The organism is Rhodoferax sp. (assembly GCF_018780565.1).
Taxonomy (GTDB): Bacteria; Pseudomonadota; Gammaproteobacteria; order Burkholderiales; family Burkholderiaceae_C; genus Rhodoferax.
The window spans coordinates 145183-167313 of record NZ_JADMJN010000002.1; the positions used below are offsets into that span (position 1 = coordinate 145183).

General features: G+C 60.7%; 20 protein-coding genes. 9 read left to right on the top strand and 11 right to left on the bottom strand.

All coding sequences use genetic code 11. The annotated features are described in order from the left end of the window. Positions 1–102 precede the first annotated feature (102 nt). The 3 genes from IV109_RS01100 to IV109_RS01110 are packed head-to-tail and all read right to left on the bottom strand — an operon-like array spanning position 103 to position 5979. Positions 103–1563 (bottom strand): efflux transporter outer membrane subunit, encoded by a 1461-nt coding sequence (locus IV109_RS01100; protein WP_296691061.1) that lies wholly within the window; start codon positions 1561–1563, stop codon positions 103–105. Further along, positions 1556–4705, bottom strand: a complete 3150-nt coding sequence (locus IV109_RS01105) for a multidrug efflux RND transporter permease subunit (RefSeq protein ID WP_296691063.1) — start codon at positions 4703–4705, stop codon at positions 1556–1558. Before IV109_RS01105 ends, IV109_RS01100 begins: the two co-directional genes overlap by 8 nt. A 14-nt stretch (positions 4706–4719) precedes the next feature. Beyond that, positions 4720–5979: an efflux RND transporter periplasmic adaptor subunit gene (locus IV109_RS01110; RefSeq protein WP_296691064.1), complete on the bottom strand. Its 1260-nt coding sequence runs from the start codon at positions 5977–5979 to the stop codon at positions 4720–4722. Positions 5980–6075: 96 nt separating this feature from the next. Here IV109_RS01110 and IV109_RS01115 point away from each other — a divergent pair, with 96 nt between their 5' ends. Then, positions 6076–6714, top strand: a complete 639-nt coding sequence (locus IV109_RS01115) for a TetR family transcriptional regulator (RefSeq protein WP_296691066.1) — start codon at positions 6076–6078, stop codon at positions 6712–6714. Positions 6715–6719: 5 nt separating this feature from the next. Here IV109_RS01115 and IV109_RS01120 read toward each other — a convergent pair whose 3' ends face one another. From IV109_RS01120 to IV109_RS01130, 3 genes are all read right to left on the bottom strand, one after another. Beyond that, on the bottom strand, positions 6720–7172 hold the full coding sequence (locus IV109_RS01120; RefSeq protein WP_366834216.1) for a pyridoxamine 5'-phosphate oxidase family protein: 453 nt from the start codon (positions 7170–7172) through the stop codon (positions 6720–6722). A 283-nt stretch (positions 7173–7455) separates the two neighbouring features. Then, positions 7456–7980, bottom strand: a complete 525-nt coding sequence (locus tag IV109_RS01125) for an OsmC family protein (protein ID WP_296691071.1) — start codon at positions 7978–7980, stop codon at positions 7456–7458. A gap of 57 nt (positions 7981–8037) precedes the next feature. Next, entirely contained in the window at positions 8038–8313 is a 276-nt protein-coding gene (locus IV109_RS01130; protein WP_296691073.1) for a DUF4242 domain-containing protein, read from the bottom strand. Positions 8314–8433: 120 nt separating this feature from the next. Here IV109_RS01130 and IV109_RS01135 point away from each other — a divergent pair, with 120 nt between their 5' ends. Then, entirely contained in the window at positions 8434–9960 is a 1527-nt protein-coding gene (locus IV109_RS01135) for a winged helix-turn-helix domain-containing protein (RefSeq protein WP_296691075.1), read from the top strand. Positions 9961–10059: 99 nt separating this feature from the next. Here IV109_RS01135 and IV109_RS01140 read toward each other — a convergent pair whose 3' ends face one another. The 4 genes from IV109_RS01140 to IV109_RS01155 form a co-directional block, all read right to left on the bottom strand. Beyond that, entirely contained in the window at positions 10060–11076 is a 1017-nt protein-coding gene (locus tag IV109_RS01140; protein WP_296691076.1) for a dienelactone hydrolase, read from the bottom strand. A 205-nt stretch (positions 11077–11281) separates the two neighbouring features. Next, a complete protein-coding gene (locus tag IV109_RS01145; protein WP_296691078.1) occupies positions 11282–11551 on the bottom strand; it encodes a DUF2798 domain-containing protein in 270 nt (89 codons plus the stop codon). Continuing rightward, complete coding sequence (locus IV109_RS01150) at positions 11551–12132, bottom strand: flavodoxin family protein (protein ID WP_296691080.1); 582 nt, start codon at positions 12130–12132, stop codon at positions 11551–11553. The genes IV109_RS01145 and IV109_RS01150 overlap by 1 nt, the downstream gene beginning before the upstream one ends. Before the next feature lie 42 nt (positions 12133–12174). Then, the gene (locus tag IV109_RS01155) at positions 12175–12675 is read right to left on the bottom strand and encodes a DUF2938 domain-containing protein (protein WP_296691081.1); all 501 of its coding nucleotides are present in this window, start codon (positions 12673–12675) and stop codon (positions 12175–12177) included. An 84-nt stretch (positions 12676–12759) separates the two neighbouring features. On the opposite strand from IV109_RS01155, the gene IV109_RS01160 reads away from it, so the two are divergent. The 7 genes from IV109_RS01160 to IV109_RS01190 all read left to right on the top strand — a co-directional run bounded on the left by IV109_RS01160 (position 12760) and on the right by IV109_RS01190 (position 20475). Next, a complete protein-coding gene (locus tag IV109_RS01160) occupies positions 12760–13167 on the top strand; it encodes a helix-turn-helix domain-containing protein (protein WP_296691083.1) in 408 nt (135 codons plus the stop codon). A 79-nt stretch (positions 13168–13246) separates the two neighbouring features. After that, positions 13247–14278 (top strand): SPFH domain-containing protein, encoded by a 1032-nt coding sequence (locus tag IV109_RS01165; RefSeq protein ID WP_296691086.1) that lies wholly within the window; start codon positions 13247–13249, stop codon positions 14276–14278. Positions 14279–14317: 39 nt separating this feature from the next. After that, positions 14318–15844, top strand: coding sequence for a DUF4178 domain-containing protein (locus IV109_RS01170; protein ID WP_296691089.1), 1527 nt, complete (start codon positions 14318–14320; stop codon positions 15842–15844). Positions 15845–15905: 61 nt separating this feature from the next. Continuing rightward, complete coding sequence (locus IV109_RS01175) at positions 15906–16127, top strand: DUF350 domain-containing protein (RefSeq protein ID WP_296691090.1); 222 nt, start codon at positions 15906–15908, stop codon at positions 16125–16127. Beyond that, on the top strand, positions 16124–17680 hold the full coding sequence (locus IV109_RS01180; RefSeq protein WP_296691093.1) for a polyamine aminopropyltransferase: 1557 nt from the start codon (positions 16124–16126) through the stop codon (positions 17678–17680). The genes IV109_RS01175 and IV109_RS01180 overlap by 4 nt, the downstream gene beginning before the upstream one ends. Beyond that, positions 17680–19293 (top strand): FAD-dependent oxidoreductase, encoded by a 1614-nt coding sequence (locus tag IV109_RS01185; protein WP_296691094.1) that lies wholly within the window; start codon positions 17680–17682, stop codon positions 19291–19293. The genes IV109_RS01180 and IV109_RS01185 overlap by 1 nt, the downstream gene beginning before the upstream one ends. 36 nt (positions 19294–19329) lie before the next feature. Further along, positions 19330–20475 carry a M14-type cytosolic carboxypeptidase gene (locus IV109_RS01190; RefSeq protein WP_296691095.1) on the top strand — a complete coding sequence of 382 codons (1146 nt, stop codon included), beginning with the start codon at positions 19330–19332 and terminating at the stop codon, positions 20473–20475. Here IV109_RS01190 and gshA read toward each other — a convergent pair. Next, positions 20466–22028, bottom strand: coding sequence for a glutamate--cysteine ligase (gene gshA, locus IV109_RS01195; protein WP_296691097.1), 1563 nt, complete (start codon positions 22026–22028; stop codon positions 20466–20468). The two genes, IV109_RS01190 and gshA, sit on opposite strands and share 10 nt — an antisense overlap. Positions 22029–22131 lie beyond the last annotated feature (103 nt).

The window sequence follows — 22131 nt, forward strand, 5'->3', positions numbered from 1 at the left end:
ATAGAGGCTATCCAGAGGTGGGCCTGAAGTGGGTCGCCGGCGCCAGCACAGTGCCCGCCTGCGATGCGCGTGCACTGGGCTTCCCGGCTATCCCCCGTTCAGCTAGCTCCCCGTCTGTGCCACCACACTGCTGGCATCCCAGCCACCGCCGAGTGCCTTGTACAGGCTCACTACAGCGTTGAGCTGGCTGCGTTGCGTGTCGATCAGGCCGGACTCGGCTTGCGACAGATCGCGCTGGGCGTTGAGCACTTCCAGGTAGCTGGAATACCCGGCCTTGTAGCGCAGGTCGGCCAGGCGCAGGGTATTGCGCAGGGCGTCGATGCGCTTGGTCGTGGTGGTGCTGATTTCGCGGCCAGCTTCGACGTTGTTGAGTGCGTCATGCACATCGCGGAAGGCGTTCTGCACCGTCAGCGTGTACTGGGCCAGCGCCTGTTGCTGGCGGGCATTGGCGGCCGCCACCACGGCGTCGATGGCGCCGGCGCGGAAGATCGGTTGCGTGAGATTGCCAATCATGTTCCAGAACAGCGAGGCCGGGTCGAACAGGGTGGAGAGGTCTTTGGACTGCTTGCCAAGCCCGGCGGTGAGGCTCAGCTTGGGAAAGTAGGCGGCGCGGGCCTGTCCGATGTCGGCATTGGCGGCGATCAGGTTTTGTTCGGCGCTGATCACATCAGGGCGGCGGTTCAGTAAATCGGAAGGCAGGTTGGCTGCAATCGCCTGTCGCGCGTACAACGCGCCCAAATCGGCGCCTCGGGCCAGCTCGGGGCGGGCAATCTCCGTGGGTTTGCGACCCAGCAGCACGGTCAGCGCCGACTCGGCGTTGCGGCGGTTCTGCCGGGTGAGTTGCAGCGTGGCTTCGACACCGGCGGCTTCGGACTCGGCCTGGCGCAAGTCCAGCTCACCCACCACGCCGCCCTGGAAGCGGCGCTGTTGCAGGCGCAGATTTTCCTGGCGGGTTGTCAGGGTCTGTTCGGCCAGCACGGCTTGTGCGTCGAGTGCCCGCAGGGCGAAGTAGCTTTGCGCCACGTTGGCGTAGAGGGTGGTCAGCACCGTGCCGCGGCTGGCGGTCTGGCTCAGCAGGCGGGCACGGGCTGCTTCGTCGGCACGGGCGTATTTGCCCCAGAAATCGATCTCGTAGCTGGCACTCAATCCCAATTGGCGGTCGTTGGAGATAGGGTTGCTGCCGGGGCTGAAGCTGGCCGATGTTTCGCTGGCGCGTCGACGCGTGGCGCTCGCGTTCAGGTCCAGCGTGGGGTAGAGATTGGACTGGTTTTGATCCAGCGTGGCACGCGCTTCGGCAACGCGGGCGCTGGACAGGCGCAGGTCCTGGTTGTTGTTGGCAGCCTCAGCCAGCAGGGCGTCAAGCACGGGGTCCTGAAAGCCTTTCCACCACACCAGCGCATCGGTTGGGACCGTGGTGCTAGCGGCGCCGGGTGCCGCGGCCGGCACCTCCAGCGCGGGACGCTGGTATTTGGGACTCAGGGAAAAACTGCCGCAGGCCGACAGTGCGCAGGCCGCGATCAATGTGAGCGCGATGGAGGGATAGTTGGCGTAGCGCTTAGACATGGTGCACTCCTTCGCCGTGGGCTGGTTTGTTCAAGTATTTAAAGTCTTCAGGCTGGCTGCGGAAATGCCAGTCGTTCACCAGTTTGAAAAACAGGGGAACCAGAAACACCGCCAGGAACGTGGCCGCCAGCATGCCGCCCAGCACTCCGGTGCCAATGGATTGGCGCGCCGCTGCGCCCGCGCCAGTGGAAAACGCCAGTGGCACTACGCCCAGGATGAAGGCCAGCGAGGTCATCAAGATCGGCCGAAAGCGCAGGCGTGCGGCTTCCAGCGCAGCTGCCACGGGTGACAGGCCTTCGTGCACCTTCATCATGGCGAACTCGACGATCAAGATCGCGTTCTTCGCCGACAGGCCCAGGAGTGTGACCAAGCCGATCTGGAAGTACACGTCGTTGGCAAAGTTGCGCAGGTACACCGCCACCAGCGCCCCAAAAATACCGAAGGGCAGCGCCAGCAGCACTGACAGCGGCAGCGACCATTTTTCATACTGCGCAGCCAGAATCAGGAAAATCATCACAAAACCTGCAATGAGTGCCAGGCTGCTGGAGCCACTGCTGCGCTTTTGCTGGAAGGCCGAGCCACCCCAGTCGTAGCCCATGTCGGCGGGCAGCACATTGGCTGCTGCACGCTCCATCGCCGCGATGGCCTGACCGGAGCTGTAGCCCGGTTTGGGGTCGCCCAGAATCTTGATGCTGGGCAGGGCGTTGAAATGCTGCACCGACTCGGGGCCGGCCACGAAGGAGACATCGGCCAGCGCACGGATCTGAACCATCTGGCCTGTTTTGGAGCGCACGTACAGCGCGCCGATGTCGTCCGGCTTGGATCGGTACTGGCCTTCGGCCTGCATCAGCACCTGGTAGATGCGTCCGCTCTTGTTGAAGTCGTTCACGTAGTAGCTGCCCAGTGTGGCGGACAGGGTGTTGTAGATGTCCGCCACCGCAACACCCATGGAGCGGGCTTTCTCGGTGTCCACATTGACATAGAGCTGGGGTGAGCTGGCTTGCCACAGCGTCTTCACGCCCTGCAGCTCAGGCTGCTTGTTGGCCTCCTCCAGCAGGACCGGCAGCATTTGTGCCAGCCGCCGCACGCCGCCGTCGCCCTTGTTTTGCAGGTAAAACTCAAAGCCGCCGGTTTGGCCCAGGCCCTGGATCGCCGGGGGCGAGAAAGCCAGCGGAAGGCCCTCCTTGATTCCGCCGGTTTTCATGTAGGTTTCCTTGACCAGGTCCTTGGCGGTCTGGTCGCGCTCAGCCCATGGGATGAGCGGGAAGAACATGGTCGCGGACGATGACTTCAGGCCGCCACCGCCCAGAAAGTTCAAGCCGACCAAGCTGAACACCGTGTCAATGTTCTTGTTGGGCGACATGGCCGCTTCCACCTGTTTGACGACCTGGTTGGTACGTTCCAGCGAGGCCCCTTCGGGCAGGATCACCGCGCCCAGAAAGTAGCCCTGGTCTTCGTCGGGGACCAGGCCGCCGGGGACGATTTTGAACAGAACCCCAGTGAGCGCACCCATGGCCACGAACAACATCACGCCCAGCAAGCCACGCTTCAGGAAGAAGGCCACGCCCTGGGTGTAGTGCAGCGTAAAGCGCGCAAAGCTGCGGTTGAACCAGTCAAAGAAGGCATTCTTGCGCTCGGCGCCGGGCTGCAGAAACACCGCGCACAGGGCGGGCGTCAGGGTCAGCGCGACGATGCCCGAGAGCACCACGGCGATGGTGATCGTAACCGAGAACTGGCGGTACAACTCGCCGGCGAGGCCACCCATGAAGGCCACTGGAATGAAGGCTGCGCACAGCACCAGAACGATGGCAATCACCGGCCCCGTCACTTCACGCATGGCTTCGATGGCGGCTTCGCGCGGCGTCATGTTTTCTTCGTACATGAGGCGCTCGACATTCTCCAGCACCACGATGGCATCGTCCACCACGATGCCGATGGCCAGCACCATGCCAAACAGAGTCAGCGTGTTGATGCTGTAGCCCAGCAGGTGCAGGCCCGCCATGGTGCCGATCAGGGATACCGGCACGGCCAGCGTCGGGATGATGGTGGCGCGCCAGCTTTGCAGGAACAAATACACCACCAGGAACACCAGCACCATGGCCTCCGCCAGGGTCTTGACCACTTCGCGGATGGACTCCGTGACGAAAGGCGTGGTGTCATAGGGCGTGGAGTACGTCAGCCCCTCGGGGAACTTGGCCTTGAGCTCCACCAGGGTTTTCTCGACAGCGACGCGGGTGTCAAGCGCATTGGCGCCGGTTTGCAGGAACACCCCCACTGGGACGGCCGGGTGACCATTCACACGGCCATAGAAGTTGTAGTCCTTGGAGCCCAGTTCGACCCGGGCCACGTCCTTGAGACGCACCATGGCGCCCTTTTCGCCACTGCGGACCACGATGTCGGCAAAGTCCTCGGGTGCGAGCAGACGACCCTTGGCCGTGACGGTGAGCGTGAGTTCTTCGGAGTTGTTGGGCGGAGCCCCGATCTTGCCTGCTGCGTACTGGGCGTTTTGCTCACTCACCGCGGTGGAAATGTCACCCACGGTAATGCCGAGTTGCGCCATGCGGTCGGGGCGTAGCCAGATGCGCATGGCGTAGTCCTTGGCGCCAAAGATCTGCACATTGGTCGTGCCGGGGACGCGCTTGATGGCGTCGAGCACGTTTTGTGTCACGTAATTGGAAATGAACAGCGCGTCATACCTGTCATCCGGCGAGTAGATCGCGGCCACCGTCATGAAGCTGGCCGAACTCTTGGCCACCGTGACACCCTGGCGCTGTACCTCTTGCGGCAGTTTGTTCAACACCTGGTTGACACGGTTGTTCACGTTGACGGCTGCAATGTCCAGATTGGTGCCGACGTCAAAAGTCACGTTGATGGTGACGGCGCCATCGCCTGACGAGGTGCTGTCCATGTACAGCATCTTCTCGACGCCATTGATGGACTGCTCGATGGGTGCGGCCACTGCAGACTCCAGAACCTCCGCGGAGGCGCCAGGGTAGACCGCGCGCACGTTGACGACCGGCGGCGAAATCTCCGGGTAACGCGAGATCGGCAGTATGCGCATGGCAGCCAGACCCGCCAGCACCAGAAACAGTGACAGCACCGTCGCAAAAATCGGTCGATCAATAAAGAATTTGGAAAACATGGCTCAAGCGCTCCTTATTTGGAAGGGGCTGATGCAGCAGGGGCGGGGGCGGCGGCAGAGGGCGGCACGTAGGGCACGGGCTTGACCGTCATGCCCGGGGTATTCGCCTTGATGAAACCGTCGACCAGCACCCGCTCGCCATCGGCCAGGCCTTTGGTCACGAGCCACTGGCCCTGGGTCCAGCCGTCCAGCTCCACGGGACGGGGCACCAGTTTGTTGTCCGGGGTCACCACAAACACCATCTTGCCCATCGGACTGTCGATCACGGCGCGCTGTGGCACGCTCAGGCTGTTGGGCCGGCTCGCACCGCCCAGCAGCACACGCACAAACTGGCCGGGGCGCAGGCTGCCCTCGGGGTTGGGGATTTCGGCCCGAACGTCAAAGCTGCCGGTTTGCGGGTTGACTTTTTCGCTGGCGAAGTTGAGCTTGCCGGTGCGCGGGTAGGTGCTGCCGTCGGCCAGTTTGACGCTGACGCTGAAGCCCAGGCTGCCGTTGGCTGCGCGCTGACCGGGTACGCTGAGCAGCCCGCTTTTCACCTGCTGTGTCATGAGCAGCAAATCACGTTCCGAGACGCTGAAGTTCACATACATCGGGTTGGTCTGCACCAGGGTGGTCAGCAGGCTGTCGGCGCCCGAGACCAGGCTGCCGTCCGACTTGGTGGCTGCGCCGGTGGTGCCGCTGATGGGCGCCAGCACCTTGGTGTAGCTCAGGTTCAGTCTGGCCTCACTGGCTTGCGCCTGCACCTGCTTGAGCGTTGCTTCGGCCGATTCCAGGATGGACTTGCTGTCGTCAAACTCCTTCTGGCTGATGGCTTTTTCTGCCACCAGCGGGGCCAGGCGAGCCTGATCGCGCCGCGCCTGGTTGACCCGGGCTTGCGCCACCGCCACGGCGGCTTCGGCCGAGGCCACCTGGTTCTCAAAAGTGGCGGGGTCGATCTGGAACAAAGGCGTGCCCGCCTTCACCACCATGCCCTCCACATACAGACGCTTTTGCAGGATGCCGGTGACCCGCGCGCGAACTTCGGTTTCACGCGAGCCTGCGGTTTGCCCGGTGTATTCCATCTCCACCGGCTGTGACTTGACCTGCACCGTCACCACCGCCACCTCGGGTGGTGGCATGGCGCCACCGGGGCCACCTGCTCCGCTGCCTGATTTGCCACAGGCCACCAGCGCCAGAGGCAGTGCTGCGAGCAGCAGGGGTGTCATCCAGCGCTGGCGCAGGGCGCGAGGATTGTGAGAGTCTTTCTTGGGCGCGCCAGGCAGTGCAATTGACATAGGTCTAGTTAAATTGGAATGAGGTGCCCTAGTATTACATACATTCGTGAATGTATAATTTACTGCGACAGTAACCTGAGAACAAACCCGGATCCCATGGCCAGAAAGACAAAAGAAGACGCGGAGCGCACCTACATTGCCTTGCTGGATGCCGCAGAACAGCTGTTTTTCGACAAGGGGGTGGCGCGCACCACCCTGGCGGACATCGCCGCTGCGGCCGGCATGACCCGTGGCGCCATCTATTGGCACTTCAAGGACAAGTCTGCCGTGCTGCGAGCGCTATTCGAGCAGGCGATGCTGCCGATGGAGGCCATGCTGGCCGAACTGGACATTTGCTCCGAAGTCGATCCCTTGGGCGCGCTGCGGCATATGAATGTCCAGTCTTTGATTACCCTGGCGCAGTCACCCCGGCAGCAGCGAATTTTCAGCATCATGTTTCACAAGTGCGAGAACCTGGGCGAGGTCATGGGTGTGATGGATCACGAGGTGGCCTGTCGCGACGAATGTCAGACCCGGGTCGAGCGCCTGCTGGGAAAAGCCGTGGCCCTGGGCCAGTTGCCCGCAGATAGCGACACTTTCATGAGCCAGCAGATCATCCAGAACTTCATTGTTGGCACCATGCGCGAATGGCTGCTCAACCCGACCCGCTATGCGCTGGACAAGGCCGCGCCTGCCATGGTGGATGTGTTGCTGGCCGGCCTGCGGGCGAGTCCGCCGCGCCTTGTAACTGGCTGACAAGATCAGCACATAACGAGGTCCGTATGCCCGAAGCCCTTGGCGTAATCAAGGACGGAAATGACCGAGGGCGTTACGCGGAACACGCGAACCTGGCCAGGGCTGGGCATCTCCATTGGCAAAGGCCGTGACTCAGGGTATTTCAGCGGGAGCAGACGCAGGACTTTCTCCGCCTCGGCGCGATCATCCACCGCATGCGCGCGTGCTGCCATCGACAGGCCGGTGATCGCCATCAAATCGGCCGTGTCGTGATCAATCGTCAGCGAGAGCCGATCATCTTGCGCCAGGTTTTTGGCCTTCTGACTGTCCAGCCCGCAGAGAAAATACAGGGTCAGGCCCTCGTTCACGTAGCCGACCGTCGTTGCCTGTGGCCAGCCATCGGGCCGCAGCGTCGCAACGGTCATGATGCGATGCTGGTCCAGCAGAGCCAGGATCTTGCGTTTCATTGCATCGTCCACGAGTCACCTCCACAACCGTCATTAGCTAAAGTTTCACAACAAGGTGGGTTTGTTCAAACGCCTGGCCTGTGCCGCCATTCGGCTGCGCGCTTCAACGCCGAAATTCTGCTGCGCGAATATCGCGAACGCTTGACAATTGACAAGAAAATCTGAACGCACAGACCGGGCCGGTAGTCACTTCAGGCTGTCTACAGCTACTCAGGTTTGGCGATCATGCCTATTGAGCCTCTGTCAGTCCGAGATGCTGTAATATTTTTGTGCATCCCTTTCAGAATGGCTTACGTCAGGTATGAAACGTGGTTTGAATGGCGGGTGGAGCCTGCAGCGTTTGCCCGACCACACAGCATCTTTCTGCAGCAATGCGAAGTTTCTCCAGCATTTCGGGTGGCGTACCCTCCTTGGCCTTGAGATGGATGTCGGACGTGATGGATTGGAAGCCCACAGGGACATCCTTTTGAATGCCCATCGCTCCGCGCACATCGACAGTTGCTTTGACCTGAACCTCCAAAGCGATCAGTTCGATCCCCATCAGATTGGCAACCATTCGGACAGAGGAATCCTTGCAGGCCGCCAAGGCGGCGCACAGCAGGTCCCCAGGGCAAGGCGCATCATAGGGACCACCAACCGCACTATGTACGCCGAAGGGCACAGTAACGCCGCCTCCGTGCATCGGCGTTACCAGCGAATGAAAAGGGTCAGACAGATCGAATCCGCACGTGAGCGCTTGATCTGTGACCATGGCCAGTTCTGGTGTCTCTTTGTATTGGGCTCGCAAGGTTGCCTGGGCTTCGTATACGCTGTTTCTCATCGCAATTCTCCATATCAAAAAGTAAGGGATAGACACATCTGGCAGAAGGGGTGTGGCTCACACATCAGCCGTGGTTGGATCGATGGTTGTCACGACGCGCGCCACGCTGTCTATCGGGAATCCTCCAAGTCGGGCATGATCGCGTATCAACTGTTCACTGGCCGCGTTGTAGACGCAGTAAATCTTGTCACCTGTCACGTAGCTATGGACCCATTGCACTTCAGGCCCCAGATCGCGCAGCACGTCGCACGATTTCTGGGAAATGGCTTGAAGATCACCGGCGCTGACTGCGCCAATACTGGGGATAGTGCGTTCGATCAAATATTTGGGCATGATGATTTCCTTGAAGAGTTGGGGTGCAACTCAACAGTAAAGGACTGACCAATCCCAGTCCTTTAAAGTTGTAAAAAATCTGCTAAATGTTCCTAACGATGTCATCCTTGAAGAAGTCTCATGCAAGACCATTACCACTTTGATCGCTTTGAAGTCAGGCCGGCCGAGCGCTTGCTGCTGGTGAACGGCGTCCCGACGGTGGTTGGTGCCCGTGCTTTCGATTTGCTCTTGTGCTTGCTGGCGCACCGGGATCGGGTGATCTCCAAGGGTGAGATCCTTGAAATCGTCTGGCCAGGCCTCGTGGTGGAGGAAAACAATTTGTCGGTGCAGATTTCGACCCTTCGCAAGTTGTTAGGCTCCAATGCGATCTCCACGATTCCTGGACGAGGCTACCGGTTCTCTCTGGATGTAAGGCAGGTCAGCGTGTCACAACAGGGCGATACACATCTGCCCCGAGCAGCCGCTGTCGCCAAGCCCACGATTGCTGTTCTACCGTTCACTGTCCTGTCTGATGATCCTCATATCAACTTTCTGGCCGACGGCTTGGCTGAAGACGTCATCGCGCTGTTGGCGCGTGTCCCAGGCTTTTTGCTTATTTCTCGCGCGTCCTCGTTCGCCTTTCGTGGTCACGATGTCACCGTGCCTGAAGTCGCCCTACAGCTCGGTGTTCGTTTCGTTGTCGAGGGTAGCGTGCGTCTGAACAACGATACCCTGAGGATCTCGACTCAGCTGATCGACGCAGCATCGGGACATGTCCTGTGGAGCGGTCGCTTCGATCGCCGTCGTGATCAAGCTGTCGATTTGCAGGAAGACATTGCGCGCGGGATTATTTCGGAACTTGAACCCGAACTCACCCGTGCCGAAATTGCCCACATTCGTCGCCAGCGCCCGGAGAATCAGGATGCCTGGGCTCATTACCACCAGGCGATTGGATCGATTGCGCTTCAGGGTTGGGGCAGGGAGGCTATGGCCGAGGCGCGGTCGCAGCTTCAAAAAAGTGTTGCTCTTGACCCGGCATTTGGTCTGGGGCACGCCCATTACGCTTTGTTGACCGCCTTGTCCATGAATATCGGACTTCTGCCTGACGATGCGAGTCTGGTGGCAGGGGCGCTGGGCGCGGCCAACTATGCGATTGAGCTTGATGACGGAAGCTCTGAGGTCTTGGGCTATGCTGGCTGCGCCTTGTGTGACCTGGGACAACACGCTCGGGGCGTTGAAGTACTTCATCAAGCCCTGGAAATCGACCCCAGCAATGCGCAGGCGCATGTCGCGCTGGGCGCCTCGTTGGTCTTGACGGGAAAACTGGAGGCGGGCATTGAGAAAATGCGGTTCGGGATGAAGATCAGCCCACGAGACCGTCGCCTTGGATTTTGGGGCTGGGCGTTGGGTACTTTCCTGTTCAGGGCTAGTCGATTAGACGAGGCCCTGGTCGAGGCTCGCACTTCGAGTCGGCGTGATCCAAAGTTCCATTTCGCGCGCGTTCTTGAAGCTGCAGTTCTGGACCGTCAGGGACACCTTGTTGACGCCGGCGCCTCACTTGCGATTGCTCGCCAGTTGTGTACGACTCTCACGTTGAACGAAATAGCCTTGACCCACGGCCGTCGTGTTAGTGAGAGGATGGCTTTGCTTTGGAATTCGGTCACCTAGCATTTGTGAAATTCGGGTTGCACTTCAAAGCAGTGAGAGATCGCTGTCTCGGTCAGCAGACGTCGGGGCACCCTTCTATCCGCCGCAGCGTGCTTACCGTTATCGCAAACTCTTGTCGAAAAACGTGATCGACTCTTGTGCAACACGGTCCAGGAACGCAGCCCGGTCGAAGCCTTGCGGGTCGTGGGCCACGCTGCCGTCCGGTGAGGGCAGGTCCATCGTCGGTGTGTTCATGAACGCGTAGTGTCCTGCATTGGGCACGAGTTGCAGCGTAGCGTTGGCGCCGCGCATGTTCTGCATGACCCATTGCGCGTGGAAGCGCGGCACGAGAAAGGTGTCTTTTTCGCCCGCGTAAATGGTCACCGGCACGGTGATCGATGCCAGCGAGGACGCGCTGAACGCCACGCCCATCGGCGCCAATGCCATCACGGCACGCACGCGGGTATCGGCCTGCACCGGCTCTTCCTGCCCGTCTGCGGCAGCGCCGGCCGGCATCGAAGCTCCGCCCAGGGTGTGGGACAAGTTGCACAACACAGGATCCAGCGCCGCTTCGGTCTCGCAATGCGTGCGCATGCGCGAGAGCACCGGCTTGCCGCCTGCCAGCGCCAGTACCGTGTAGCCACCCGCCGAATGGCCCAGTGCACCGATCAGCGGCCGCCCGTCGGCACCATTGGCAATGCGTGCGCGCCATTGCGGGTCGGCGAGCAGGGTGTCGATCACACGCGAGGCCTGGCGCGGCCGCTCGGCAAAGTAGCGCACCGGCGTGGCGCGCATCGACTGGTCCTGCCAGGTATCGCCCACGTGCTCGACACTGGCGACCAGGTAGCCGTTGCGCGCCAACGCCTGTGCCAGCGTGGAAAAGCCAATCTCGGTGGAGACCGTGCCATGACTGATCACAATGAGGCCCTTGAATTTCGACTCCGGTGCCCCGTTGACTGCCACGGTCTGCGGAAACGGCCCCATGGCAATCACCCGGGCCGTATCAGGTGTCGGGTAATAAAGCGCGAAGTGGGCCGGCCTGGCATCCGCGCTGTGGGCGGCCACCGTCATCTTGCGAAAGCCCGCCTCGGCGGCGTTGGCGGCAGGCGGTAACAGCAGGGCACAGGCCGCTGTCATGACAAGCGGGAGGGCACGAAAAGCACAGATGGAACGGGCAAGCATGGATGGATACCTTTCGGGTGGGGTTGTGTTGAGGGGATGAGCGGCGAAGTATCTACGTGTGTTTGCGCGGCGTCGCGGACCGTGCGACGAAATGCCGATCAGGCGGCGCCAGATGCAGAAAACGCGCTCGAATGGGCCAAGTACTGCCGCCGCAGGCACCTCATAGTGGTCCACGCTCAAGTGGCTTTGAATGTCCCGCTTGCGCAGATGTGCTCACCAAGCGTTGCACGATGCGGCGCGTGATCGGCGCTACGAGCAAAACCAATGGAAAAGCAATCAACCAGGCCATAAGCCATGTACCCATCCAGAGTTCCAGGAGATTTACACCCGGACCGGATGCCCGAACAGTGGAAATTCCGGACACGACCAGCGACATCAGTCCCGACAGGATGAGGCCGAATAAGGCCGGGGCAAAACGTGCGGGAAGCATCAAAACACCTCCTCAAGCTGTTCGGTCATGCGTGCCAGCACACTGGCGAAGTTCTGACCAAAGGCCTCGGCTGTCCGTACGTCACCCGGTGCATAGGTTTGCCCGGCGGCCGAGTGGCCAGCCTGCGCCATCATGCCTGTCCAGGAACCGAGTCGGTTCAGTGCCTGGTCGTAGGGCACGCCATTGTGCTGTTCCGGCAGGAAGGGGTTGCCCACCCAGATCATGCCGTGCTGCATGGAAAAGGTGAGCATGGACAGCAAGGTCGTCTGTTTGTCACCGGAAGGAAGCGCCGAGACGGTAAAGCCGCAGGCGAACTTTCCTTTAAGTTGTTGGGTCCGCCAGAGCCTCCCCGTGGCGTCCATAAAGGACTTGAAGGTACCGCTGACCCCGCCCAGGTAGGTGGGTGAACCCCAGACAAAGCCGTCGAAATCCAGAAGTTGATCGGGATTGCCAGTGAGGGTGTCGGCCTTGATCAGGCTGACCTCGGTGTCGGATACGCTTTGTGCACCGGCAACAATGTGTCGGGCAAAGTGCTCTGTATTGCCTTGCGCGCTATGGAAGATCACGGCGATTTTTTTCATGGTTACTCACTCCTTTAGATGTGGTGGGGCAGAATCGGGGCTTTAAGCCCTGGCTGAAAAAGAAATGGCCCGGGCTGCGACATACAGTCCAAGCCCGAAGACCGTGTGGTTGCCCAGGCTTTTGATGCAGTTCAGGATGGGCGTCTTGGTTCGAGAGGAGGCAACCCCGGCCCCCATCGCGGGCTGCATGACGAACAGCGGAAGGATCACCGTTGCCATGCCAAAAAGCAGCGCCGGGGCCAGGGTTGGCGCACGCAGCCATCCCGGGCCAGCCACACTGGCCAGCAACGCCGTAAAAGCGAGACCGGTGGCGTAGTGGACGGCCCAGCCTAGCGCCCGTTCACCTTGCACTGGCGACGCCTGCGCGATTGCGGCATGCATCCATTGGCCACGAGGCATGTGCCCGACCCAACGTCCGAGGAGTGTGAAGTTGAGCGTGGGAACACCCGTAGCTTTGAGCAGCAGCAGCCACAGATCCATCACAGCGGTTGCCCCAATGCCGATGGTGATAACCCGCAGAAAAGTTTCGTTGAAGAGAGTCATAGAGAGCCTTTCCGGTTGACAAATTGATTTGTTGAAAGTAGTGTGCAACCTCAAGCCAACTTGAAGTCAAGACATTTTTTCAACATGGATATTTCCGAAGTTGCCAAACGATCGGGCCTCCCCGCCTCGACATTGCGGTACTACGAAGAGCGCGGACTCATAGCCTCAGTGGGCCGTCAGGGATTGCGTCGACGATTTGATCCTGAAGTCCTTGAGCAGCTCGCCCTGATTTCACTGGGTCAAGCGGCTGGTTTTTCTCTGGATGAGATTTCGCAGATGTTCTCGGCGGACAGACGCCCCAGCATTGACCGCAAGATGCTGGCGTCCAAGGCAGATCAGATTGATGCCATGATCACGCGGCTACACGCGATGAGCAACAGCCTGCGACATGCGGCGAAATGTCCAGCTCCAAGCCATATGGAATGCCCATCGTTTCGTCGATTGCTGAAGGCCGCGTCCACTGGGACACTGGGCAAACCGCAAGGTGACTGAATGCGGCTTTTGAGGGCGCAGAAATGCCGGCGCACCGGGGGGTATCATTCCACTTCCTTCTCACCTACCGGAGCTGCACATGGGACTGATGGACTTCGTCAAAAAACAGTTCATTGACATCATTCAATGGACGGAAGACTCGGATGGCACGCTGGCCTGGCGCTTTCCCATGGCGGACATGGAGATTCAGAACGGTGCCTCGCTTACCGTGCGCGAGTCGCAGATGGCCCTGTTTGTCAACGAGGGCAAGGTGGCCGATGTGTTTGGCCCCGGTACCCACAAGCTCACCACGCAGACCTTGCCGGTACTGACCTACCTGAAGAACTGGGACAAGCTGTTTGAGTCGCCCTTTAAAAGTGATGTGTACTTTTTCAGCACGCGCCAGCAGGTCGATCAGAAGTGGGGCACGCCCCAGCCCATCACGATCCGTGACAAGGATTTTGGCGCGGTTCGCCTGCGCGCCTTCGGCAACTACAGTTTTCGTGTGGTCGAGCCCAAGCTGTTTCACACCGAGATTTCCGGCACGCGTGACAGCTATGGCGTGGGTGATCTGGATGGTCAGCTGCGCGGCTTGGTGCTGCAAAACATCAGCAATGCCATTGCTTCCAGCGGTATTCCGTTTCTGGATCTGGCCTCGAACCAGCTGACCTTTGCCCAGGCACTGACCACGCAACTGGCGCCTGAGTTCGCCAAAATCGGCTTGAAGCTCGAAGGCATGACGGTGCAAAACGTGTCGTTGCCGGAAGAGTTGCAAAAAATTCTGGATCAGAAAATCGGCATGGGCATGGTCGGTAACGACATGGGCAAGTTCATGCAATACCAGACCGCACAGGCCATTCCGAAGTTTGCCGAAGGCGCAGCCGGTGGCGGCGGTGGCATCGCGGGCGACGCCATGGGCCTGGGGGCCGGGGTGGCCCTGGGCCAGGTGCTGGCGCAAAACCTGGCAAGTGGCTTGCAGGGCGGTGCGGGTGCCGCGGCGCAGGCTGTGGGCGTGAAAGCCGAGGACGTGATGGCCACCCTGGAAAAGCTGGGCGACTTGAAGACCAAGGGCATCCTGACCCAGGAAGAGTTTGACGCGAAAAAGGCAGAGCTACTCAAAAAGCTGGTGTGAGCGGGTGGGCCTCACTGACCTGACCCAGACCTGCTGAGCGTGGCAACCCAAAGCTTCCAGCGCAGCTACCGGGCTCCGTGCCCGGGCTGTGGTGCGCCGGTCGAGTTTCGCAGCGCACAGTCCACCCACGCGGTGTGCAGCTACTGCCAGAGCACGGTGGTGCGCAGTGGCGAGACCTTGTCGCGCATCGGCAAGATGGCCGAGCTGTTTGACGACCACAGCCCGCTGCAGCTGCAAGCCAGCGGCACCTGGAATGGCAAGGCGTTCACGCTGGTGGGGCGACTGCAGTACAAATACCCTGAAGGCACCTGGACCGAGTGGCATGCGGTGCTGGTGGACGGCAGCAGCGCCTACCTGAGCGAAGACAACGGCGCCTACGTGTTCAGCACCCCCGTGGACATGCAGCGCGATTTGCCTGAGGCCGGGCGCTTTCGGGTGGGGGGCACCACGGCCATCAACGGCAAGTCCTACGGCGTTGCTTCCAACCAGCAGGTGAGCCTGTTGTCTGCGCAGGGCGAGTTGCCGCGCCTGCCGGAGCAGAGCCGACCCTTTGCCGTGGTGGAGTTGCGCAGCCAGGGCACGGGCACCATCGGACGCGACGAGTCGGTGCTCAGCATCGACTACGGCACCCAGCCGCCCAACGTGTCCATCGGCAAACCAGTGCTGCTGGATGATCTCAAGCTCTCCGGCCTGCGCGACGAATCCACGAAGGACGAGAAAGGCGGGCGCCAGTTCAGCTGTCCGAATTGCGGCGCGTCGCTGACAGTGCAGCTGGCCACCAGCAAGAGCATGAGCTGCAGCTCATGCAACAGCCTGATTGACCTGTCGCAAGGCATTGGTGGCGAGCTCAAGCATGCCATCCAGGACGAGCCGGTGAAGCCGCTGATTCCCCTGGGCAGCCTGGGCCAGTTGCAGGGCATGGAATGGCAGGTGGTGGGTTTTCAGCACCGCATGGGCACCGACCCGAGTGACCCCGATGAACATTTTGGCTGGGAAGAGTACCTGCTCTACAACCGGCAACGCGGGTTCACCTTTCTGGTGGATTCGACCGAGGGCTGGAGCGTGGTCAAACCCGCCACGGGTGCGCCGGTGATGGCCGCCAATGGCCAGAGCGCCAGCTACCTGGGTACGCGTTATCAACTGAAGGAAAGCTACAGCGCACAGACCACCTATGTGGCCGGCGAGTTCTACTGGCAAGTCACGCGCGGGCAGAAAACATCGAATCGCGATTTTGCAAGCGGCAAAAGCCTGCTGTCGATGGAGCAGTCCGCCAATGAATTGACCTGGTCCGTGGGCAGCAGGATCGAGAGCGATGCGGTAGCCAAGGCGTTCAAGCTTGACGACAAGAAGGCGCTGCTCAAACGCAGCGATGCCGGTCCGGGCAGCGCGGCGTCGGGGGTCGGCATCGGTACCATCGTGATCCTGTTTCTGATCATCCTCCTGTTCCTGCTTGTGATCAGTCGCTGTTCCCGCTGCGACCCGAACGTCGAGAATTGCACAAGCACCAGTTCACGCAGTTCAGGCGGTTCGTTTGGCGGATTTTCCAGTGGCGGTGGGCACAAATGAAGCAGCAGGCCTTGTACCAGATGACACGCCACGCGGTTCACTATTTTTGAAGGAGATCACCATGGGTATGGAATGGTTGAAAACGGGGGCTTTCTTTGGCTCCATCATGTTTGCGCTGATGGGCGTCGTCATTTTCTTGCTGGCCTTCGTGATCATTGACAAGCTCACCCCCTACAACCTGTGGGAAGAGATTGTTGAAAAGCAGAACAGGGCGCTGGCGCTGGTGGTGGCCGCCATGTCACTGGGTATTTGCATCATCGTGGCCGCCGCCATCCATGGATGAATAGCGACGAGCGGGCCGGGCCGCGCCCGGTCGAAGTAGCCCTGCTGGCCTCGGTCTTTGTCGTGTCCGCCTGCGGGCTGGTGTATGAACTCGCCGCGGGTGCTCTGGCGTCCTACTTGCTGGGCGACTCGGTCTTGCAGTTCTCCACGGTCATTGGCACCTACTTGTTTGCCATGGGCGTGGGCTCGTACCTGTCGCGCTTTTTTGAGCGCCAGTTGCCAGCCCATTTTTTGCGCATAGAACTGATCGTAGCCCTTGTCGGAGGCTTTTTGCCCGCTCTGCTTTTTGTGGCAAATGCCTGGTTGCCAGGCTCTTTTCGATTTCTGCTCTATGCCCTGGTGCTGCTGGTGGGCACGCTGGTGGGACTGGAGATTCCGCTGGTGATGCGCATTCTCAAGCGCAACGTGGCGCTCAAAGACCTGGTGTCGCAGGTGCTGACCTTTGACTACCTCGGTGCCCTGGCCGTGTCGCTGGCGTTCCCCCTGGTGCTGGTGCCTCAGCTGGGCCTGATTCGCACCGGCTTGCTGTTTGGGCTGATGAATGCCGCCGTGGCTGTTTGGGCGCTATGGCTGTTTCGCCATGAGCTGCGCCAGCTCAAGGCCCATGCCCTGGTGTGCTTTGCCACGCTGGGTGCGCTTGCCGGGGGCATGGCCGGGGCGGAGCACATCACCAGCTGGGCCGAAGACAAGATGTACCAGGACCGTGTGGTGTTTGCCAGTACCTCGCCGTATCAGCGCATCGTGGTCACCCACGGCGGCGGCGAAGGCCGCGCCGGTTACCGGCTGTTCCTCAATGGCAATCTGCAGTTTGCACAGCGCGATGAATACCGCTACCACGAGGCTTTGGTGCATCCCGTGATGTCAGCGTTTTCTGCCTCCGGGGGCACGCCGAAAAAGGTGGCGGTGCTGGGCGGCGGTGACGGCATGGCGGTGCGGGAAATTCTCAAGTACCCCGGGGTGGAAAGCGTGACCCTGGTCGAGCTGGACCCGGCCATGACCACGCTGTTTTCCACGCAGCCCATGCTGGTGCAACTCAATGACGGCGCCCTGAAGTCGCCCAGGGTCAAGGTCATCAACACCGACGCCTTCAGCTGGCTGGAGAGCACCACTGATAGTTATGACGTGATCATCGTGGACTTTCCCGACCCCACCAATTTCTCCATCGGAAAGCTCTATACCAATTCGTTCTATGCCTTGCTGGACAAGCACCTGGCGGCCAGCGGCTATGCGGTGATCCAGACCACTTCGCCCCTGGTGGCGCGCAAGAGTTTCTGGACCGTGGTGGGAACCATTGAATCGGTTGGGCTGAGCGCCACACCCTACCACGCGCACGTGCCCAGCTTTGGCGAGTGGGGCTTTGTGGTGGCCAGCCGTCGGCCCTACCGTTGGCCCACGACGCTGCCCGCCGGCCTGCGGTTTTTGGACACCCACAGTCTGCCACCGCTGTTTGACTTTCCCTTGGACATGGCCCGCGTGCCAACCGAGGTGAATCGTTTGTCAAACCAGGTGCTGGTGACGACCTACGAGGCGGAGTGGGGCAGGGTCGGGCATTGATGCAGCGGCGTCACTTTCTGGCAGCCTCCTCCCTGCCCTTGTTTGGTTGTGCCGAGCCAGGTCAGATCACAGGTGGCTTCACCGGTATCAACCACGAACGCGGCCACTTGCTGCGTGACGGGAAAGCATGGCCCGCCCCCTCGGTGGTTCGCAAGACCCGTGTGCTCATCGCGGGTGGTGGTGTCGCAGGTCTGGCCGCAGCGCGGGCCTTGCGTCTGCGCGGCATCGACGACTTTGCTTTGCTGGAGCTGGAAGATGCCGCCGGTGGCAACAGCCGTGGCGGTGCCGTCAACGGTATCGCCTGCCCCTTGGGTGCGCACTACCTGCCGGTGCCGGGCGACGATGCACACGAGGTGCAGGATGTGCTTGAGGAGCTGGGGTTGCGCAAGCGTGTGGCGGGCCGTTGGGTGTATGACGAACGCCACCTGTGCCACAGCCCGCAGGAGCGGCTGTTTTTCAAAGGCGAGTGGCAGGATGGCTTGCTGCCGCTGCAGGGAATCAATGCCTCCACCCTGGCGCAGTACCAGCAGTTTTCTGCTTTGGTCGAGGTGGCCCGAAAGGCCTCGCATTGGCGAATTCCTGCGTCGAAATCACCGCTGTCCAGCGTGCAAATAGAATTAAATGCCATTACTTTTGTAGCATATCTGGATCGCAATGGATTGACCGATCAGCATTTGCGCTGGTACCTCGACTACTGCTGTCGCGACGACTACGGCGCGGGCATCGCCACGGTGTCGGCCTGGGCAGGTATTCATTACTTTGCCAGCCGCCACGGTTTTTCTGTGCCGGGTGCGGCCAGTGTGGAGCGCGAAGGGGTGCTCACTTGGCCCGAAGGCAATGCGTGGTTGACCCGGCGCATGGCCGCACCATTGAAAGAGCGGCTGCACACCGGGCAGATCGTGCTGCGCATCGCCAACACCCGGGGTGGTGTTGAGCTGGACGCCTTCAACACAGCGACCCGGGCGGTGGAGCGCTGGCAGGCCAGCCATGCGATTGTGGCGCTGCCGATCTTTGTGGCCGCGCGCGTGGTGCAGAACCCGCCAGAGTTTCTACGCCTGGCGGCGCAGCGCACCGTGTATGCGCCCTGGCTGGTGGCCAATATTCACATCAAGACAGCCTTGCACGACCGTCCCGGTCCGGCCCCCAGTTGGGACAACGTGTTGTACGGCACCGCGGGGCTGGGCTATGTGGACGCCAGTCACCAAAGCCTGCGACCGGTGCCCGGCGCCACGGTGCTCACCCACTACCGCGCGCTCGGTGATGTGCCCGGTGGTGCGCTGGCCGGGCGCCGCCTGTTGATGAACCAGTCCTGGGATACGTGGCGCGACGAAATTCTGGCCGAGTTGTCGGTGGCCCACCCCGACCTGGCCGGCAAAACCACCCGCATCGACATCACCCGCTATGGTCACGCCATGGCGGTCCCGGTACCCCGAAATATGAAAAAAATCGGGCTGCAGCCTCCGAATAGTAAGCATGGTTTGCTATTGAAAAAAGAGCGATTAGTCTTGTCCGATGATCGCCTGCGCTTCGCGCACAGCGACTGGGCGGGCTACTCGGTATTTGAAGAAGCGTTCACGCTGGGGCATGGGGCGGGCACTTCTACAATGAGCTGATCAGACCACCCCCGGCCGCCTTGGCAGACGATCCGCATGACACAACTCCACATCTCCACCCAATTCGATTCCGGCGCCATTGAAGTCCTCAGCCTGGCTGACCCAGGCGATATCCAGCTCAACATCCGGCGTGACAACGCAAGTGAATTTGCGCAGTGGTTTCACTTCTCGTTGCAGGGTGCTGCGGAAGTTCCTGTAAGCCTGCACTTCATGAATGCGGGCGGTTGTGCCTATCCCAAAGGCTGGGAGGGCTATCGGGTGGTGGCCAGTTACGACCGGCAGAACTGGTTTCGCATCGACACGCGCTATGACGGACAGGTCTTGTCGGTGGACATCACCCCCCGTACCCAGATGGTGTACTTTGCCTATTTCGAGCCTTATTCCCATGAGCGGCACCTGGACCTGATCGGTGCCACGGCCATGTCCGACAAGGTTCAGGTCCGGCATCTGGGTCAAACCCTGGATGGTCGCGACATGACCATGCTGCGGCTCACCGACGAGTCTGCGCCAAACCCCTTGGCGCAGAAAAAAAAGGTGTGGCTGATTGCCCGCCAGCATCCTGGCGAAACCATGGCCGAGTGGTTCATCGAGGGCTTTCTGGAGCGCCTGCTGGACGAGGACGACGCGGTGGCGCGGGTGCTGCTGGCCCGCTGTGTTTTTTATGTGGTGCCCAACATGAATCCCGACGGCGCGGTGCGTGGCAATCTGCGCACCAACGCGGCGGGTGCCAATTTGAACCGCGAGTGGCAAAGCCCCAGCATGGAAAGATCACCCGAGGTGTTTCTGGTACGCCAGACGATGCTGGAGACCGGTGTGGACTTGTGCCTGGATGTGCATGGCGATGAGGGCTTGCCCTACAACTTTTGCGTGGGCACCGAGGGCAATCCGGGCTACTCGCCTCGCATTGAGGCGCTGGAAAAAGCATTCACGACGCTGTGGCAAAACACCTGCCCCGATTTTCAGACCCGGCACGGCTATGGCCGCACCCCACCGGGCGAGGCCAACCTGACGCTCGCCACCAACTGGGTCGGCCAGCAATTCAATTGCCTGGCCTTCACCATCGAGATGCCTTTCAAGGACAACGCAGATTTGCCGGACGCCCTGGTCGGCTGGAGCGGCGTTCGATCGAAAAACCTGGGTGCCAGCGTGCTGCTGCCGATCCTGGCGCTGACTCAGGCGTAGTAGTTGGCGACAAAGTCTTCAAAACTCCCCTTGTCCTGCGCTTCCAGTTGCTGGTGCTCAAGCAGGGAGGTCTCCACGCTGGCGACAAACTTTGCCATGTCTGCGGTGTTCAGTGCCTGAGCCTGCAGGTTTTGCGTGTGCTGCCTCGAGAGATGCATGGCGTATTTGAAAAAGCCACCGTGTTCCCGCGCTCCGGCCAGCACTCGCGCTGAAGGTGTGAGATCGGGATTGTCGATGCGCGTGCGCAGGCTTTGCAGGGTGGTCGTGTAGCGGCTGCCTCCATAGGCGGCATCCAGCATTTCGGCAAAGGGCTGCATGTCGTCGAACAACTCATGCGCCATGGGGCGAAAGGGCTGCTCGCGGTTGTGCACCAGCAGGTGCAGGTCGGGTTGGCGTCCACGGTTCACCACACGGCGCTTGTTTTCGTCGTTCTCGCTTTGCTCGCGGCTGGAGATGGGGGGGCTGTCCCGGAACAGGCACATCATCAGCAGCACGTCGGCAAAAGTGCCTTGCTCGGGGGTGATACCGATGTCGACAAACGGGTTCAGATCAAACAGGCGCACCTCGACGTATTCGACACCGTATTTCTGCAACGCCTTGGCTGGACGCTCGCCGAGCTTGCCAATGCGTTTGGGACGAATGCCGGCATAGAACTCGTTTTCAATTTGCAGCAGGTTGGCGTTGAGCTGCTTCCAGTGGTCGCCGTCTCGCACGCCGATTTCCTCGTAAAACGGGTCGGGTGTGCGAATGGCTGCATCCAGCGCTTGCGTGTACTCGGCCAGCGAATTGAAGCTGACATGCAGGTTGGCCTGGGCCCGGTTCTGGTAGCCCAGGTCACTCATGCGCAAGCTGGTGGCGTAAGGGCCATACAGCGTGCCTGGCACCAGTTCCTGCAAGTCGGATTTGCGCCCCTGCAGGAAGGATTGGCAAATGGCAGGGGAGGCCCCGAACAGATAGGGAATCAACCAGCCGTAACGCAGGAAATTGCGGATCAGTCCGAAATAGCGTGCGCTGATGAATTCGTGGTCAGGGCCGGAGGCGGCGCAGCAGGTCTTCAGCAATGGCCAGAATTCATCGGGCAAGGACCAGTTGTAATGGGCGCCTGCAATGGTTTGCATCTGGCGGCCATAACGCAGCCCCAGACCCTCGCGGTAGGTGTACTTGAATTTGGCGGCGTTGGACTTGCCATAGTCGGCAATCGGGATGTCCTTGTCGTCGCCCAGCAGGCAGGGCATGGAGCCTGCCCAGAGGAATTCACCGTCGATTTGTCGTGCGCTGAAGCGGTGGATATCCGTCAGAAATTTCAGCGGAAACTCGGGGTCCTGCGAGGGCGGTGTGATGAATTCCAGCAGCGCTTCGGAATAGTCGGTGGTAATCCACGGGTGCGTCAGCTTGGAGCCCAGTGCTTGGGGGTGAGGCGTTGTGGCCAGCTTGCCATGGGCATCGACGCGCAGGCATTCCCGCTCATAACCACGGGTGATGCCGCGCAGAACTTGAGCTTGGCCGCTGCGGGAAAATTGCTGGACGGCGTCGCAGCAGGTGAACTTCAACATGGACTCTGATTCCTTGACAAAACGGCTGGCAGTATGGCAGTTTTTGGGGTTCCTCGCCCGCAACTGTGCAGAGAACCGATTCCGGGGTTCAGCTTCTTCACTG

Excerpts from the sequence above, each read along its gene's own strand:
- IV109_RS01100 (WP_296691061.1), bottom strand. The coding sequence starts at position 1,563 with ATGTCTAAGCGCTACGCCAACTATCCCTCCATCGCGCTCACATTGATC.
- IV109_RS01105 (WP_296691063.1), bottom strand. The coding sequence starts at position 4,705 with ATGTTTTCCAAATTCTTTATTGATCGACCGATTTTTGCGACGGTGCTG.
- IV109_RS01110 (WP_296691064.1), bottom strand. The coding sequence starts at position 5,979 with ATGTCAATTGCACTGCCTGGCGCGCCCAAGAAAGACTCTCACAATCCT.
- IV109_RS01115 (WP_296691066.1), top strand. The coding sequence starts at position 6,076 with ATGGCCAGAAAGACAAAAGAAGACGCGGAGCGCACCTACATTGCCTTG.
- IV109_RS01125 (WP_296691071.1), bottom strand. The coding sequence starts at position 7,980 with ATGAGAAACAGCGTATACGAAGCCCAGGCAACCTTGCGAGCCCAATAC.
- IV109_RS01130 (WP_296691073.1), bottom strand. The coding sequence starts at position 8,313 with ATGCCCAAATATTTGATCGAACGCACTATCCCCAGTATTGGCGCAGTC.
- IV109_RS01135 (WP_296691075.1), top strand. The coding sequence starts at position 8,434 with ATGCAAGACCATTACCACTTTGATCGCTTTGAAGTCAGGCCGGCCGAG.
- IV109_RS01140 (WP_296691076.1), bottom strand. The coding sequence starts at position 11,076 with ATGACAGCGGCCTGTGCCCTGCTGTTACCGCCTGCCGCCAACGCCGCC.
- IV109_RS01145 (WP_296691078.1), bottom strand. The coding sequence starts at position 11,551 with ATGCTTCCCGCACGTTTTGCCCCGGCCTTATTCGGCCTCATCCTGTCG.
- IV109_RS01150 (WP_296691080.1), bottom strand. The coding sequence starts at position 12,132 with ATGAAAAAAATCGCCGTGATCTTCCATAGCGCGCAAGGCAATACAGAG.
- IV109_RS01155 (WP_296691081.1), bottom strand. The coding sequence starts at position 12,675 with ATGACTCTCTTCAACGAAACTTTTCTGCGGGTTATCACCATCGGCATT.
- IV109_RS01160 (WP_296691083.1), top strand. The coding sequence starts at position 12,760 with ATGGATATTTCCGAAGTTGCCAAACGATCGGGCCTCCCCGCCTCGACA.
- IV109_RS01165 (WP_296691086.1), top strand. The coding sequence starts at position 13,247 with ATGGGACTGATGGACTTCGTCAAAAAACAGTTCATTGACATCATTCAA.
- IV109_RS01175 (WP_296691090.1), top strand. The coding sequence starts at position 15,906 with ATGGGTATGGAATGGTTGAAAACGGGGGCTTTCTTTGGCTCCATCATG.
- IV109_RS01180 (WP_296691093.1), top strand. The coding sequence starts at position 16,124 with ATGAATAGCGACGAGCGGGCCGGGCCGCGCCCGGTCGAAGTAGCCCTG.
- IV109_RS01185 (WP_296691094.1), top strand. The coding sequence starts at position 17,680 with ATGCAGCGGCGTCACTTTCTGGCAGCCTCCTCCCTGCCCTTGTTTGGT.
- IV109_RS01190 (WP_296691095.1), top strand. The coding sequence starts at position 19,330 with ATGACACAACTCCACATCTCCACCCAATTCGATTCCGGCGCCATTGAA.
- gshA (WP_296691097.1), bottom strand. The coding sequence starts at position 22,028 with ATGTTGAAGTTCACCTGCTGCGACGCCGTCCAGCAATTTTCCCGCAGC.